Source organism: Allobosea sp. RCC_152_1 (assembly GCF_041360765.1).
Lineage (GTDB): Bacteria > Pseudomonadota > Alphaproteobacteria > Rhizobiales > Beijerinckiaceae > Allobosea > Allobosea spartocytisi.
Map to the genome: position 1 here is coordinate 419752 of NZ_JBFUPU010000004.1, position 15403 is coordinate 435154.

At 66.1% G+C, this 15403-nt stretch carries 16 protein-coding genes; 10 read left to right on the plus strand and 6 right to left on the minus strand.

All coding sequences use genetic code 11. The features are described from left to right. Nucleotides 1–55 precede the first annotated feature (55 nt). On the plus strand, nucleotides 56–571 hold the full coding sequence (locus AB6806_RS16735; RefSeq protein WP_162720004.1) for a retropepsin-like aspartic protease family protein: 516 nt from the start codon (nucleotides 56–58) through the stop codon (nucleotides 569–571). Here AB6806_RS16735 and AB6806_RS16740 read toward each other — a convergent pair whose 3' ends face one another. The 6 genes from AB6806_RS16740 to AB6806_RS16765 form a co-directional block, all read right to left on the minus strand. Further along, nucleotides 572–1915, minus strand: a complete 1344-nt coding sequence (locus AB6806_RS16740; RefSeq protein WP_370954978.1) for a patatin-like phospholipase family protein — start codon at nucleotides 1913–1915, stop codon at nucleotides 572–574. Nucleotides 1916–2210: 295 nt separating this feature from the next. Next, nucleotides 2211–3578, minus strand: a complete 1368-nt coding sequence (locus AB6806_RS16745; RefSeq protein ID WP_370954979.1) for a sensor histidine kinase — start codon at nucleotides 3576–3578, stop codon at nucleotides 2211–2213. Continuing rightward, nucleotides 3575–4249 carry a response regulator transcription factor gene (locus tag AB6806_RS16750; protein ID WP_142022407.1) on the minus strand — a complete coding sequence of 225 codons (675 nt, stop codon included), beginning with the start codon at nucleotides 4247–4249 and terminating at the stop codon, nucleotides 3575–3577. Before AB6806_RS16750 ends, AB6806_RS16745 begins: the two co-directional genes overlap by 4 nt. A 111-nt stretch (nucleotides 4250–4360) precedes the next feature. Beyond that, nucleotides 4361–4954: a TadE/TadG family type IV pilus assembly protein gene (locus tag AB6806_RS16755; RefSeq protein ID WP_185747979.1), complete on the minus strand. Its 594-nt coding sequence runs from the start codon at nucleotides 4952–4954 to the stop codon at nucleotides 4361–4363. After that, nucleotides 4951–5493 (minus strand): TadE/TadG family type IV pilus assembly protein, encoded by a 543-nt coding sequence (locus AB6806_RS16760; RefSeq protein ID WP_185747980.1) that lies wholly within the window; start codon nucleotides 5491–5493, stop codon nucleotides 4951–4953. Before AB6806_RS16760 ends, AB6806_RS16755 begins: the two co-directional genes overlap by 4 nt. A gap of 202 nt (nucleotides 5494–5695) precedes the next feature. Next, nucleotides 5696–6172, minus strand: a complete 477-nt coding sequence (locus AB6806_RS16765) for a pilus assembly protein N-terminal domain-containing protein (protein WP_142022410.1) — start codon at nucleotides 6170–6172, stop codon at nucleotides 5696–5698. Between the two features lie 452 nt (nucleotides 6173–6624). Between AB6806_RS16765 and AB6806_RS16770 the strand changes: the two genes are divergently transcribed. The 9 genes from AB6806_RS16770 to AB6806_RS16810 all read left to right on the plus strand — a co-directional run bounded on the left by AB6806_RS16770 (nucleotide 6625) and on the right by AB6806_RS16810 (nucleotide 15369). Continuing rightward, a complete protein-coding gene (locus AB6806_RS16770) occupies nucleotides 6625–6804 on the plus strand; it encodes a Flp family type IVb pilin (protein WP_370954980.1) in 180 nt (59 codons plus the stop codon). 113 nt (nucleotides 6805–6917) lie between these two features. Beyond that, on the plus strand, nucleotides 6918–7460 hold the full coding sequence (locus AB6806_RS16775; protein ID WP_370954981.1) for an A24 family peptidase: 543 nt from the start codon (nucleotides 6918–6920) through the stop codon (nucleotides 7458–7460). Nucleotides 7461–7584: 124 nt separating this feature from the next. Then, nucleotides 7585–8373, plus strand: a complete 789-nt coding sequence (cpaB, locus tag AB6806_RS16780) for a Flp pilus assembly protein CpaB (protein ID WP_038364878.1) — start codon at nucleotides 7585–7587, stop codon at nucleotides 8371–8373. Continuing rightward, entirely contained in the window at nucleotides 8370–9821 is a 1452-nt protein-coding gene (locus AB6806_RS16785; RefSeq protein ID WP_133560363.1) for a type II and III secretion system protein family protein, read from the plus strand. Before cpaB ends, AB6806_RS16785 begins: the two co-directional genes overlap by 4 nt. A 29-nt stretch (nucleotides 9822–9850) precedes the next feature. Beyond that, the gene (locus AB6806_RS16790; RefSeq protein WP_142022414.1) at nucleotides 9851–10594 is read left to right on the plus strand and encodes a CpaD family pilus assembly protein; all 744 of its coding nucleotides are present in this window, start codon (nucleotides 9851–9853) and stop codon (nucleotides 10592–10594) included. Beyond that, the gene (locus AB6806_RS16795) at nucleotides 10591–11859 is read left to right on the plus strand and encodes a CpaE/TadZ family protein (RefSeq protein ID WP_142022415.1); all 1269 of its coding nucleotides are present in this window, start codon (nucleotides 10591–10593) and stop codon (nucleotides 11857–11859) included. Before AB6806_RS16790 ends, AB6806_RS16795 begins: the two co-directional genes overlap by 4 nt. Nucleotides 11860–11934: 75 nt before the next feature. Beyond that, nucleotides 11935–13374, plus strand: coding sequence for a CpaF family protein (locus AB6806_RS16800; RefSeq protein ID WP_142022416.1), 1440 nt, complete (start codon nucleotides 11935–11937; stop codon nucleotides 13372–13374). Between the two features lie 30 nt (nucleotides 13375–13404). After that, nucleotides 13405–14382, plus strand: coding sequence for a type II secretion system F family protein (locus tag AB6806_RS16805; RefSeq protein WP_112762463.1), 978 nt, complete (start codon nucleotides 13405–13407; stop codon nucleotides 14380–14382). Between the two features lie 9 nt (nucleotides 14383–14391). After that, a complete protein-coding gene (locus tag AB6806_RS16810; protein ID WP_112762462.1) occupies nucleotides 14392–15369 on the plus strand; it encodes a type II secretion system F family protein in 978 nt (325 codons plus the stop codon). The last annotated feature ends 34 nt before the right edge of the window (nucleotides 15370–15403 follow it).

The window sequence follows — 15403 nt, forward strand, 5'->3', positions numbered from 1 at the left end:
TGCCGCCGCCCCATGTCGCGGGAGGCCCTGCTTGCGAGAAGCGGAGCGAGGAGCCGTGGCGAATCCGTCGAGCTGGGCTTTGGGCGTGGCAGCAACCGCCATCGGCGTCGCGCTATCCTATACGCAATGGCTCGCCCCCAAGGTCGAGGCCGAGGTTCCCGCAGCGGCAACCGCTTCGCGCGCCGCGGCACCGCGCGGACCGACGACACTCGCCGTCGCCGCCGATTATCGCGGCCACTACATCGTCCATCCGACGATCGACAACTACCGGGTCAAGATGATGGTCGATACGGGGGCCAGCATCGTCGCGCTCACGGCCGACGATGCCCGGGCGCTCGGGATCAAGCCCGACAGGCAGGGCCGGCGCATGATGCTGAACACCGCCAATGGCGCGGTGGCCGCGACCAGCACCATGCTGCGGGAAATCCGGCTCGGCGAGATCATCGTCCGCAATGTCGAGGCGGTGGTGATGCCGCCCGGAGCGCTCTCGATGAGCCTGCTCGGGAACTCCTTCCTCGGCAAGCTGCAAGGCTATGAGGTCCAGACCGGGCGGATGGTGCTGCGCGGCTGATTATCTCGCCGCGACGGTTCGCAAGGCGCCCCGCGCGCCGAAGAGGCGGCGGTAATCGGCATTCGCCAAAAGCTGCCGGCGGCCGAGCCCGGACAGGAAATCGACCTCGTCCGCTTTCAGCGACAGCTTGTAGCTGAGTTGAAGGATACGGGCTTTCTCCGCCGCGTCCCGCACATCCGCCAGCGACAGCCGCACCACCGTGACATCCAGCCTGTCGCAATCCCGCTCCGCGTCCTTGCCGCCGCAACGCCACCGTATCAATCGCTCGCGCCAAAGCCCGGCTTCGTGCTCGAGCATGTCGAGACCGGTACGGCTCCCCGTGTCGATCATCGCATCGATCGAAGCGGTGATCGTGTCCAAAGCGCCGGGCCCTTCCACAGTCTTCGAGAGGTCGCCGCCGATGCGTAGCGACGCGTCGGCGACAATGAGGATGACGCGCCGGAGGTGGCGGGCCGCGCCGGCACGCAAAGGGGCCGGAGTGGGCCGGTTCATGGCCCTGACGAGGTTGTGGACCGCGAGATTGTCGACCAGGCCGCCATCGAGCAGCTTGAGATAGCGCAGATCCGCTTCGGTTTCGTAGCGCTTCTGCGATTCCTCGACATGGCGGGCGAGGGTCGACCTTCCGGGCGTCGCTGCTTTTCGGGCCGAAAGCGGACAGTCCGGACTGAAATTCTCCAGAACGACCGGCGCGAACAGGACCGGCACCGCGGAGGAGGCGGCGACGGCATGGGCCAGCGGAAAGCTGTCATAGTCGCTGCAGATCGCCCGGAAGCTTGCGCGATCGAACGCGAAAGGCGCGCGGTTGTAGAGATCCGTCGCGTGCAGCAGGAGGAGGGGGCCCTTGCCACGATCGAGGCTCCCCAAGGTCGCACCGTGATAGAGGTGTGTGTCGAGCCAGGCCCCGAAGCCGGTCAGATCGTTGACGCCGCCGCGATAGCCGCGCAGCAGATTGACCGGTGTGATCGCCGTCCGCAGGGCCGCCTCGGGATCCTGGTCGAGATAGTCCCGCCTGAAGGCGCCGAGCCCCGCCGGGCCGTACAAGGCGAAATGAGCGGCGAGGATGCCGCCGCCGGAAACGCCGGCCACCGCCGCGACCTGATCCGCCAGCGTCAGCGCCGTTCCGTCGCGCGCGGGCTGCTCCGCCAGGGCCGACAGCACGCCATAGCCGAAGGCGGCCGAACGCGCTCCGCCCCCGGAGAAAGCCAGAATGATCGCGGTCGATCCCGTCTCGTCCGGGAAAGAGGACGTGTGGAGCGACGCCGTCGTTTCCGCCAGCGGCAGATTGGAGGGCTGGTTCGACGGGCTCGTGCAGGCACAGAGGCTGAGCGCGAGCATCATCGTCATGACGCGAGCGCATTTTCGAGCAAAGCGGGCCCCGGCTTGCTCGACGAACATGCGATGGAACAGGGCGAGGGAGCGTTCCCGCGCTTCGGAAACATGCGGAATGTCTCCGGAGGCGAGAGGGCATTGCTTTCGCGTGTCGTCGGCGCCCGGTCGCCTGAGCGATCTTGAAACCATGTCGCGTGCCATCTCCGCCGCGACAGGTCCTCATCATCGGGATTGCGCGGGCGATCCGGCATCGCCTGCGTCGATTATCCCAGCATTATCCACGTCGGCCCGGCAGTGCGGCACATGGTCGTCAGCAAGCAGGTCGGGGCAGGCTCAGGCGAAAGCAGGCCCCGAGCGGGCGATCCAGCACGGCCACGGACCCGCCATGGAGCCGGGCGATTTCCTGCACCAGATGCAGGCCGAGGCCAGCGCCGCGATCCCGCGGCGCCATGCGCGAGAACGGCTCGAAGATACGCTCCCGCTCTTCGGCAGGGATTCCCGGCCCATCATCGGTGACATCGACCGTGCGTTCGTGGCCGACCCGGATGGTGATCGTCCCGCGCCGCCCGCCATGCTGGATGGCGTTCTGCACCAGATTGGCCAGAGCCCGCTCGAGCGCGGCCCGATCGCCAAAGACGTCAACAGGTTCGGCCTCCGCCTCGAAAGCCAGTTCGTAGCCCCCGGCGATGGCGAGAGGCGCGAGATCGACTGCGACGCGCCGCCCCAGCGCGACGAGATCGAGCGCGGCGAAGACCTCCCGATCCCGCTCCAACCGCTGCAGATCGAGCAATTGCTCGGCCATGACGGCAAGCCGCGCGACATCCTCCAACAGCCGCACACGCTGCGGCGTGTCCTCGAGCGTTTCCAACCGCGTCTGCAGGATCGCGATGGGCGTGCGCAATTCGTGAGCCGCGTCGGCGAGGAAGCGCTTGCGCCGGGCATGGCCCTCGTCGAGCCGTTGCAAGGCGCGATTGACCGCGTCGACCAGCGGCGTCACCTCGCTCGGGGTGAAGGTGGCGGTGAGCCGCGCGCCCTGACGGTCGAGGTCGATCTGCTCCGCTTCCCCGGCGACGGCTTCGAGCCCCCCGAGCGCGCGACTGACAACCGCCGGCGTCCCCACGACGGTGGCGAGCGCCATGACCGCAAGTGCCGGCAGGACGAAGCTTGCGAAGACGATCAGGACGGCCTGTATCAGCCAGCCCAGCGGCGCTTCGGCCCCGGGCCCGGTCACGACCTGGATTTCGCCGGCAGCACTCGCGATCCAGCGCATCTGGGCGTTGGCTCGCGGCGGATCCCCCAGGTTCCAGCCCAGACGTGCATTGCCGACATCGTCCAGACCATTGCCCATGCGCGCGAAATGAGGCGGCGGCGCACCCTCGGTCAGCTTATGTCCCTGCCGATCGCGCACGATGAACCAGAGGTCGGGCACGGTGGAGCGCAACCGCTCGAGCTCCGGCGTCGCCTGCAATGCGAGACCACCATCGGTACCGCGCACGACCGCGGTCTTCAAGGCATCGATGGTGACATCCTCGGATTCGAAATTGAACAGATGACCGCCGAGATAGAGCGCCCCAACGATCAGCAGCACGAGAAGCGACAAAAGCGCCGCCTGGAGGGCGAGCAGGCGCCGGACAAGCCGCCATTTCAAGGAATATGAAGGAGGGACGGGCCGGATCATGCCGCCCGCTTCAGCAGATATCCGATGCCGCGAATGCCGTGGATTTCCAGCTTCGCCCCGGCCTTCGCCAATTTGTGCCGGAGACGCGAGACATGCATGTCGAGGGCATTCGACTGAATCTCGTCATCGAAGCCATAGACGGCCTCTTCCAGGGCGGAGCGCTGGACGGTTCGTCCATGCCGGCGCAACAGCGTTTCGAGCACCAGCAATTCGCGACGCGGCAATTCGAGCACGCGCCCCTCGACGGTGGCGCAGCGATGGCGCCAATCGAATTCGAGGCCGCCGATGCGCAGGATGTCCGGCGCCAGATCATGAGGCCGGCGCAGCACGGCACGCAGCCGCGCCAGGAGCTCCTCGACCGCGAAGGGCTTGGCCAGATAATCATCCGCCCCGACGTCGAGGCCCCTGATCCGCTCGCCGAGCTCGCCGCGCGCGGTGAGGACGATGACGGGTGCCGTCGATTTTCGGGCGCGCAGGCTGGCCAGCAGCGTCAGGCCGTCGCCATCGGGCAGGTTGCGATCGAGCAGCACCGCGCTGTGGACGCTCGCCGCGACCGCCTCCTCGCCTTCGGCCAAGCTCGATGCATGATCGACCACCATGCCGTTCTGGCCGAGGGCGGCCCGCAGCGCCGCCGCCATCTCGGGCTCGTCCTCGACAAGGAGAATACGCATCGATGCGACCCGGTTGCTACGTTGCGACGCAGCGGTCGCATGTCCGGCCCAGGCCGTAAAGTGCCCGAGACGCCCTAGCCCTCGCTGGCCTGCGGCGCCGCGATGCGATCCTCAGAAGATCGGGCAGGGGGGCGTCCCGGTCTGGACGACCTGCTCGATGCTGGCTGAGCCGACCGCCTGGCCCGAGCGCGGGCGCGTATAGATCGGATCGTCGCCAAGCGTGAAGGTGCGGGTCAGGACATAGCCGACCATCGGCGTGTATTTGTAGCTCGCCCGCGCCATGATCACAGAGGTGCTGGGCACGCGAATACTGTCCGGCAACGTTACCGTCGTTCCGCGCGCCAGCGCCTGGCCATTGCGCTGATTGCTCCAGCAGACCTTGGCGATGCCGCCGGCATCGATGACGACGCTGGAGATGACCATGCTTATGTTCGCGGAGTCGAACGGCATCAGCACGGCCTGAGCCGCATTGAAGATATTCTCGATCTCGTCGGGAGGGAGCGGCGAGCGCCGCGCGCTCAGGTCGGCCAGGGCCAGGGTCAACTGCGTCACCTTGCGATTGGCCATCACCATCTGCGCGACATCGACAGTTCCGCAATAGACGACCAGCATCACCGGCAACGCCAGGGCGAACTCGGCCAGCGCGAAGCCTTCCGTATCGCACCGAAAGCGGTGCCAGCTCCGCGCTTTCGAAGATGTCGTCACGTGAAAGGCTCCGCCCGGAAGGTCGTCGTCGCCACCAGTGCACGGTGACCGGCGCCAATATTGGCCAGCGACGTCGAGGGCCAAGCTGTCAGGAACAGGCGATAATCGAGCACCGCACGGGCCACGACGATCTGGTCGGGCTGCGGCTGATTATAGGAAAAGCCGTTGGTGTTCAGCACGCCACCAGCGGCGGGGTTGGTCGTGCCGTTCCTAGCGTCGGTGAAGTTCGTGTAGATCTTGATGTCGACGAACAGCTTGGAACAGTCGATCAACCCCATCGGCGCTAGGGCGCAGATGTCGTTGCGGAAGGCCTGGGCGTTCAGGGCCGGATTCGTCGAGGTATAGCGATTCTTCGACTGTCCAGTGAGCAGGAGACGCGAAGCCTGGGAGAGCGATTCCTCAAGTACCTGGTTCGTCCAGAACATCAGCGCCGTCTCGATGATCGCGAAGAGGAAGGCGAAGAATGGCAGCGCGACGATGCCGAACTCGATGGCGGCAGCACCGTCCTGCGCGCGCCGGAACCTCCCGATCAGCCGCATCCTGCCGCGCCCGCGGGGCCCATCGTCACCGGCATCAAAAGGAAGAGACGTCATCCGATCCGCAACCCGCTGCTGCTCTCGAGCCCTCGCCCGATGCGGACGTCTTACAGCCAAAGAATTTCGGATCGGTTAGAGCCCGACGAGCTTCCTCGAAAGCAGCAGGAAGACTTCGTTTACCAAAGGCGGTCGGCCCGCCGGCCGCTCATTGCGCAGGCGCGCCGCTGCGGCCCGTGGCCAGCGCGTTGCGGCTCGACGTCTGCGCCCCGGCCTCGCCGAAATATTTCGGCGCATCGCCGAGCTGCACCGATGGCTGGCACTCCGGCGTGCAGGAATAGCTCTCGCGATCCATGCCACGCTGGACGGTCAGTACGGAATCGGAAGCTGCGCTCACGCGCACGAGCGATTCCGCGAGAAGGGAGCCGCCGGCATCGAGCGCGATGAGATTCGTGACCCCGAAGCTCTTGCCGGTTACGACCATCACCCCGTTGCGCTGAACGGCGACATCGGCAATCGCCGGATTTCCGACGATGACGGTCTGCGCCCTTTCCGGCAGGCGGACGACCTTGGCATGGTCGACCAGCACCACGACGCTTTCCAATGTCACGGATTGCGGCGCCGCGAGCACGGCCTGGGCCGACAGAAACGGCACAAGCAGCAGGCCTGCGAGGGTCCGGCACATGCGGGAACAATGTCCTGCCGAGCTCCGGAAAGTGAACATGGGCGGCGCCTCGAAGTTTGCGACCCGGCCAGCAAAGCGCAAAATGATGAACCAAACCCTAAACCCCGCTGGCGCAAGGTTCTCAGGGGAGACCGCCGAGATTGACCAAGGGGAAAAAATTGCGAGAGGCTTTTCGTTACGGGAAATTCCCGGGATTCAATTCCGATTTTGAAAATGCTTAAATTGGATATTTACCGAAATCGATTTCGACTTACTTGTATAAAATTTCCAAAGCCAAGTATCAAATCTTGTAAATCACGCGTTAACCACGGAACAATTGCCTTTTATTCGAACCGAATTCTTCGTTTCGTTTAACCGTTCGGCAAGGCGCTCCCGCTAACGTCGTTCCTGTCGCTGACCGAAGCCAGCTAGAGCGAAGGCAGCCGTCAAACCGTGGTAAGAGGAGTTCTCACATGACCAATGTTTTCGCTCGCTTCGTCAAGGACGAGTCCGGCGCCACCGCCATCGAGTATGGCCTGATCGCTGCCCTGATCGCTGTCGCCGCCATCGGCGCCATGACCCAGATCGGCACCGACCTGAAGGGGCTGTTCAACGGCATCGCCGGCAAGCTCTCGGCGAACACGCCGGCCTGATCGGCCGGGCGGCTTTTCCGAAATTGCAAGGAACGCCCCGGCCCTGCCGGGGCGTTCTGCTTTCAGAGTGCGTTTTCGCAATAACCGTAAGGCTTTGGTGAGACCTCTCGGTTATGCCGGACCTGCGTCTGGAGTCCCTCTGCATGTCGCTATCCATCGTCATCCTGCTCGGCCTGTTTCCGCTGGCCATGGCCTACGCCGCCGCCAGCGACCTCGTCTCCATGACGATCTCCAACCGGCTCTGCCTGGCCCTGATCGCCGGTTTCGCGATCTGCGCAATCTCGCTGGGGCTCGGCCTCGCCGAGATCGGCTGGCATCTGGCTGCAGGAGGGCTCGTGCTTGCCGTTGCCTTCGGCTTCTTCGCGGCCAGCTGGATTGGCGGTGGCGATGCGAAGCTCGCCGCTGCCACAGCTCTCTGGTTCGGCTTCGATCAGCTGATAGCCTATCTCGCGATCGCCGGCCTTCTGGGCGGCATTTTGACTGCCGCGCTCCTGATGCTGCGCGCACGACCATTGCCGGCACCTGCATCGGACTGGAGCTGGGCCCAACGGCTGCACCGCGCCAATGAGGGTGTGCCCTATGGCATTGCGCTGGCGTTCGCGGCACTTCTCGTGCTGCCCGATACGGCCATCTGGCGCGCGGCGATCGGCTTGTGAGGGCTGCTTTCTTCCGCAAGGGCAGAACGGGCGAAACGTATACGGCTCATTAACTATAAATTGACGTTTCCCGAAGACGATCCAGGACAAGGGCCAGCTTCGATTGGCCGAGGATCAAACGTCAATGAGCCCCGCCCGCATCATCATTCTCGTCGTCGCGCTGGCCGCCGGCCTGGGCGCCGCGCTCCTCGTCCAAAAGCCCTCGCAAGCGCCTGCTCCCATCGCCAAGGTCGAACCGGCGCCGACCGTGCCCGTGCTGGTGGCCGCAGCGGACATCCCGATCGGCAACACCGTCTCCCAGAACGATCTGCGCTGGCTCGACTGGCCGCTCGCCAGCGTGCCGGCCGGCGTCATTCGCAAGGACGAGACTCCGGAAGCCGAGAAGGAGATCATCGGGCAGCTCGCGCGCTATGCCGTCCTCGCCGCCGAACCGATCCGTCGCGAGAAGCTCATCAGGACCGACGGAACCGGCTTCCTTTCAGCCGTCCTCCCCACGGGCATGCGCGCGATCGCGATCTCGACCGACAGCCGCGGCGCCAGCACGGCCGGCGGCTTCATCCTGCCGAACGACCGTGTCGACGTGATCTGCACCTGGAAGGGTGAATCGGCCAACGGGCGCGGGGCCGAGGCGTTCGTCAGCGAAACCCTGCTGCGGAACATCCGCGTCCTTGCCATCGGCCAGAACGTGCAGGAACGCAACGGCGAGAAGGTCGTCGTCGGCGAAACCGCCACCCTCGAGGTCGACCCCGGCCAGGTCGAGACCCTGATCCAAGGCCAGAAAACCGGAACGCTCTCACTGGCCCTGCGCAGCCTGAAGGACGCCGGCGACAACGCTTCGCAGCCTGCCCGCAACAACGACAATGCGATGACCCTGGTGCGCTACGGCATCACCACCAAGAGCGTGAAGCCATGATCCGACCGCCCACCCGCCTAACCTCCGCCAGCCTCGCCGCCGCGCTCCTGCTGTCGGCTTCGCATGCCTTCGCGCAGGCGACCGGGCCGGCGCCCGTCCTGAATGTCGGCACCAGCGAATACGCGCTCTCGCGCAAGCTCGACCTCTCGATCGGCCGGTCGCTCGTCGTGGAACTGCCGCGGGACGCCAAGGAGGTCTTCGTCGCCAACCCGAAGGTCGCCAACGCCGTGGTCCGGACGGCGCGCAAGCTCTTCGTCATCGGCATCGCCGACGGAGCAACCTCTATGTTCGTGATGGACAGCGAGGGGCGCCAGATCACCGCGCTCGAGATCAATGTCGGGCGCGACCTGAACGTCCTGCGCCAGACGCTGCGGACCGCCCTGCCGAACTCGCAGATCGAGATCAAGCCGGCCGGCGACTCGATCCTGCTGGTCGGCACGGTGCCCAACGCTTCCGAGGCGACCCAGGCCGTCGACATCGCCAACGCCTTCGTCGGTGTCTCCGACAAGTCGGACAAGAAAGGCTCGGTGATCAACTCGCTGACGATCCGGGATCGCGACCAAGTCATGGTCAAGGTCGTGGTGTCCGAGGTACAGCGCAAGGCGATCAAGCAGCTCGGCATCAACTCCACCGGCGAATGGAAGCTGGGCAAGTTCTCGGTCACGCCCTCGATCGACAATCCACTGCCGCTCCAGCCGCAGGCGCTCTCCGCCACGGCGATCACGGCCGGCCTCGGCAACGCCCAGAACTTCACGCTGCGCGCGCTGGAGCGCGCCGGCATGGCGCGCGTCCTCGCCGAACCGACGGTCACCGCGATTTCGGGGGAGACGGCGAAGTTCACCGCCGGCGGCGAGGTTCCGGTCCCGAAGGGCCAGAACTGCTCCTACGACACCTTCAATCGGCGCAGCTGCCAGATTCAGATCGAGTACAAGCCTGTCGGCGTCACGCTCAATTTCACGCCGATCGTCCTGTCCGACAACAAGATCAGCATGCGCATCGCCACGGAGGTCACCGAGCTCGACTTCGAGAACCAGCTGCGGTTGGGCGGCTCCGACGATGCGGGCCTCAATATGCCGGCCTTCCGCGTCCGCAAATCCGATACGACCGTCGAGCTCCCCTCCGGCGGCACGCTGGCCACGGCCGGCCTGATCCAGCGCGTCACGAAGCAGTCGCTGAACGGCCTGCCCGGCCTGATGAACCTGCCGGTCATCGGCACGCTGTTCCGCTCGCGCGATTACCAGCGCGAGGAGACCGAGCTGATGATCACGGCGACGCCCTACATCGCCAAGCCGATGCAGCCGAACCAGGTCCAGCGCCCCGATGACGGCTTCGTCGAATCCCACGACGCCCAGGCGATCCTGCTCGGCCGTCTCAACAAGATCTATGGCAGCGGTGGCGGCGCGGTTCCCCAGGCCTATCGGGGCCGGGTGGGCTTCATCGCCGACTGAGCGCGTCACAAGAAGTGGATGGCCTGACGATGACCGCACCCTCCCGATCCGGCTCCCCGTCCTCCGCGCGGATGGTCGCCGCTCTTCTCGTCACCGGTGCACTGGCTGCCGGATGCGCCGGCAAGGCCGAGACGACAGCCTCGCTCGCCCCCATCGACGTGCGCGAAAGACATCCCATCGTGCTGAAGGACGCTCCCCGCTCCCTCGACGTCTTCGTCGGCCGTTCGGGCGCTGCGCTCGACCACCGCCAGAGCGAGGACGTCGCCGATTTCGCCCGCGAATATCGCCGCTCCGGACGGGGCGGAATGGTCGCCGAGGTTCCGACGGGCGATCGGCGCGACCTCGCGGCCCGCGACACGCTGGGCGGCATCCGCGCGGCGCTGGCGCGCGGCGGCGTCTCGCCCGGTGCGCTCTCCGTGCGGACCTATCCGGTCCGGGATCCCGGCCTGGCCTCGCCGATCCGGCTGACCTTCGCCTCGCTGCAGGCGACGCTGCCGCATGAATGCGGGCAATGGCCGACCGATCTCGGCAGCTCGGACTTCAAGTTCTCCGCCTCCAACGAGCCCTACTGGAACTTCGGCTGCTCGACGCAGGCGACGCTCGCCGCGCAGGTCGCGGATCCGATTGATCTCGTGCGCTCTCGCAACGAGGGCCGGCCCGACATCGTCAAGCGCATGGGCGCCATCGCCAAGATCCGCGAAGGCAAGGATCCGTCGACGGAGTACCGGTCGACGACGCCGCAGATCAACTCCGCGGTCGGAGGCGGGACATGACGTTTCCCGAATCGGGCGAAATCCAGCCGGGCGTGCCCGGCGGCGAGGAGATCGTGGCGCCGCTGCCGCGCATCACACTTCAGGCCTTCTGCGAAACGCCGGCGGTGGCTGCCGCCATGCAGGGGGTCGTGGCGGACCGGCGCATGGACAAGGCCCATGCCCGCATCCAGATGGGCGGCCCCGCTGCGGCGGTGGAAGCCTTCCGCGCCGCGCCCACGCCCAATGTCATCGTGCTCGAAACCGTCTCCGATCCGGCGACGCTGGTCGCCAATCTCGACGCGCTGTCGGAGAGCTGCGATGCCGGCACCAAGGTGGTCGTCATCGGCCATGTCAACGACGTCCAGCTCTATCGCGACCTGATCCGTCGCGGCGTCAGCGAGTATCTCATCGCGCCGCTCGAAACGCTCGACGTGCTGCGCACCCTGTCGGAGCTCTATATCGCGCCGGAGGCCCGCCATCTCGGGCGCGTCATCGCCGTGACCGGCGCCAAGGGCGGCGTCGGCGCTTCGACGGTCGCCCACAACATCTCCTGGGCGATCGCCCGCAGCCTCGACGCCTCGACCGTCATCGTCGATCTCGACATCGCCTTCGGGACGGCCGGCCTCAACTTCAACCAGGATCCGCCGCAAGGCATCGCCGAGGCGGTCTTCGCTCCCGAGCGCCTCGACGCCAATATGCTCGACCGGCTGCTCTCGCGCTGCAGCGACAACCTCGCGCTGCTCGCGGCGCCGGCGATGCTCGACCGGACCATCGATCTCGGTGAGGAAGCGCTCGAGCAACTGCTCGACCTGCTGCGCGCGAGCGTGCCCTACATCGTGCTCGACGTTCCACATCAATGGGGCGCCTGGGTAAAGCGCACCTTGCTGGGCGCGGACGAAATCGTGATCGTGGCGGAGCCTGAGCTCGCCTCGCTGCGCAACGCCAAGAACTTCATCGACCTCGCCCGCGCCGCGCGCCCCAACGACACCGGCGCCAGGCTGGTGCTCAACCAGGTCGGGATGCCGAAGCGGCCGGAGATCGCCGCCGCCGAATTCGCCAAGACCCTCGGCGTCGAGGTGCTGTCGACGATCCCCTTCGATGCACAGCTCTTCGGAACGGCCGCGAACAACGGCCAGATGATCGCGGAGGTGCAGGCCGGCAGCAAGGCCAACGAGGCCTTTACCCAGATCGCCAGCGCGCTCACCGGACGTGGCGAGGCACGGCGCGGCAGGCGCAGCCTGCTCGAGCCGCTGGTTTCCAAGCTGAAGCGCCGCAAAGCCTCATGACGCGCCGCGACCTCCCAGATTTCGACGTCATCGCGGCGCCGGGCGCCGCGAGCGCCCGCGCCGGAGACAATTGAGATGTTCGGCAAGCGATCCGCAGGCCCTGCGACCGCGCCGGCCCTGGCCCCGAGAGCTCCTGCCGCCGCCACGGCGCCGCGCAAGCCGGAGCCGGTCGCGGCCCTGTCGGAGGACCGCAAGGTCGCGGCCCAGGAGACGCCGCGCTCCGAAGAATACTACCAGATGAAGAGCATGATCTTCGGGGCGCTGATCGAGGCCATCGATCTGTCGCAGCTCGCGAAGCTCGATGCCGAATCGGCGCGGGAGGAAATCCGCGACATCATCAACGAGATCATCTCGCTGAAGAACGTCGTGCTCTCGATCGCCGAGCAGGAGGAACTGCTCGACGACATCTGCAACGACGTGCTCGGCTACGGCCCTCTGGAGCCGCTGCTGGCGCGCGACGACATCGCCGACATCATGGTCAACGGCGCATCCCGCACCTTCATCGAGACCGGCGGCAAGATCCAGCTCACCAACATCCGCTTCCGCGACAACGCGCAATTGATGAACATCTGCCAGCGCATCGTCAGCCAGGTCGGCCGGCGCGTCGACGAGAGCTCGCCGATCTGCGACGCGCGCCTCGCCGACGGCTCCCGCGTCAACGTCATCGCGCCACCCCTGGCCATCGACGGGCCCGCGCTCACCATCCGCAAGTTCAAGAAGGACAAGCTGACGCTCGACCAGATCACCAAGTTCGGCGCGATCTCGCCGCCGGGCGCGGAGATCCTGAAGATCATGGGCAAGGTCCGCTGCAACATCGTCATCTCCGGCGGCACGGGCTCCGGCAAGACGACGCTGTTGAACTGCCTGACCAACTATATCGAGCATGACGAGCGCGTCATCACCTGCGAGGACGCCGCCGAGCTTCAGCTCCAGCAGCCCCATGTCGTACGCCTCGAGACCCGCCCGCCCAATCTCGAAGGCACCGGCGCGGTAACGATGCGCGATCTCGTGAAGAACTGCCTGCGCATGCGCCCCGAGCGCATCATCGTCGGCGAGGTGCGCGGGCCCGAGGCCTTCGACCTGCTGCAGGCGATGAACACCGGCCATGACGGCTCGATGGGAACGCTGCATGCCAATACGCCGCGCGAGTGCCTGAGCCGTATCGAATCGATGATCACCATGGGCGGCTTCTCGCTACCCTCGAAGACGTTGCGCGAGATGATCTGCTCCTCGATCGACGTGATCATCCAGGCCCAGCGCATGCGCGACGGCTCGCGCCGCATCACCCACATCACCGAGGTGATGGGCATGGAAGGCGAGGTCATCATCACCCAGGACCTGATGACCTACGAGATTCTCGGCGAGGACGCCGCCGGAAAGCTGATCGGGCGCCACCGCTCGACCGGCGTCGGGCGACCCCGCTTCTGGGAGCGCGCCCGCTATTTCGGGGAAGAGCAGCGCCTGGCCGCCGCCCTCGACCAGCTCGAACAGATGGGCGAGGGCCATGTCACCTGATCGCAGCAGCCCCGGCAGGATGGGCAGGCCATGAACACGAGCGTCCTCGCCGTCGCCGCTCTGGCCATGCTCGCGGTCGGCGGCGTGTTCTACGCGCTGTTCTACCCGATGCTCAGCGGCGAGAAGCGCGCCGAGAAGCGACGCAAGGAGTTCGCGACCCCGGTCGCGGCGCGCGGCATGGACCGGGAGACCCAGGCGCGGATGAAGCGCGGCCAGATCGCGCAGAGCCTGAAAGAGATCGAGAACCGGGAAAACGCTCGCCATAAGGTCACGCTCGAAACCCGCATCGCCCAGGCCGGCCTGACCTGGTCGCGGAAGAAATACTACGTCGTCAGCGCAGCCTGCGCGGCGGGGCTGGGTTTCCTGTTGTTCATCGCCAGCGGCAACCCGGTCCTCGGCGTCGTCGGCCTCTTCATCGGCGGTTTCGGCCTGCCGGTCTGGTTCCTCAAGCGCTGCAAGGTCCGGCGGCTCAAGAAGTTCGGGATCGAGTTCCCCAATGCCATCGACGTGATCGTGCGCGGCATCAAGGCCGGGTTGCCCGTCAATGACTGCCTGCGCATCATCGCCAGCGAGGCGGCCGAGCCGGTGCGCGGCGAGTTCCGCCAGATCATCGAGGCGCAGGCGCTCGGCCTTCCGCTCTCGGAAGCGACGGTGAAACTGTTCGAGCGGATGCCCTGCGCCGAGGCGAATTTCTTCGGCATCGTCATCGCGATCCAGCAGAAGACGGGCGGCAACCTGTCCGAGACCCTCGGCAACCTCTCGCGCGTGCTGCGCGAGCGCCGCAAGATGCGCGACAAGATTCAGGCGGTGTCGATGGAGGCCAAGGCATCGGCGGCGATCATCGGGTCGCTGCCACCGGTGGTCGCTGGGCTCGTCTATCTGACGACGCCGAAATACATCGAGTTGCTCTGGCTGACCCAGGCCGGCAAATTCGCGCTGGTCGCCAGCGGCATCTGGATGCTCATCGGCGTGCTGGTGATGCGCAAGATGATCAATTTCGACATCTGAGGCGATGCGATGCTGTCCCTGATCATCGCCAAAGTCACCGATCCGCAGTTCCTGCTGGCCTTGCTGGCCGCCGTCGCGGCGGCGGCCACGGTGCTGACCATCGCGATCCCGCTGACCGAGGGCAACAGCCTGCAGAAGCGGATGAAGAACGTCGCGACCGAACGGGACAAGATCCGCGCGCGCGAACGCGAGAGGCTGAACCGCCAAGGCGAGAAGGTGAGCCTGCGCCAGGAACCCAAGGCCTATATGCGACGCATCGTCGAACAGTTCAAACTGGGCGACTGGCTCGGCACCGAGACTGCCAAGCGGCAGCTCTCGATGGCGGGCTACAGGGGTCCGCAGGCGGAGATCGGCTTCCTGTTCTTCCGGCTTGCCGTCCCGGTCGGCCTCTTCCTGTTCACCCTCCTCTACGTCTTCGTGCTCAACGATTTCGGCCAGTCTTTCATGGTCCGGTGCGGCATCGCCATCGCAGCCGCCTATCTCGGCATCAAGGCTCCCGAGCTGTTCCTGTCCAATCAGATCAGCAAGCGCCAGGCCTCGATGCGCCAGGCCTTTCCCGATGCCCTCGACCTCCTGCTGATCTGCGTCGAATCCGGCATGTCGATCGAGCTCGCCTTCCGCAAGGTCTCGACCGAGATCGGCAGCCAGTCCGTGGCGCTGGCCGAGGAATTCGCGCTGTGCACGGCCGAGCTCTCCTATCTCGCCGAACGCAGGCTCGCCTATGAGAACCTGGCGCTGCGAACGGGGCTCGAGGGCGTCAAATCCGTCTCGACCGCCCTGATCCAGGCGGAGCGCTACGGCACGCCGCTCGGCACGGCGCTCAGGACGCTCGCTCAGGAAAGCCGGGACCAGCGCATGAACGCCGCCGAGAAGAAGGCCGCCGCGCTGCCGCCGAAGCTCACCGTGCCGATGATCCTGTTCTTCCTGCCGGTGCTGTTCGTCATCATCCTGGTCCCGGCGCTGGTGCAGGTCTTCAAGTGGCAGTAAGCGCGCCGGGGCCAGGCAAGACCTCGTTGTAGGA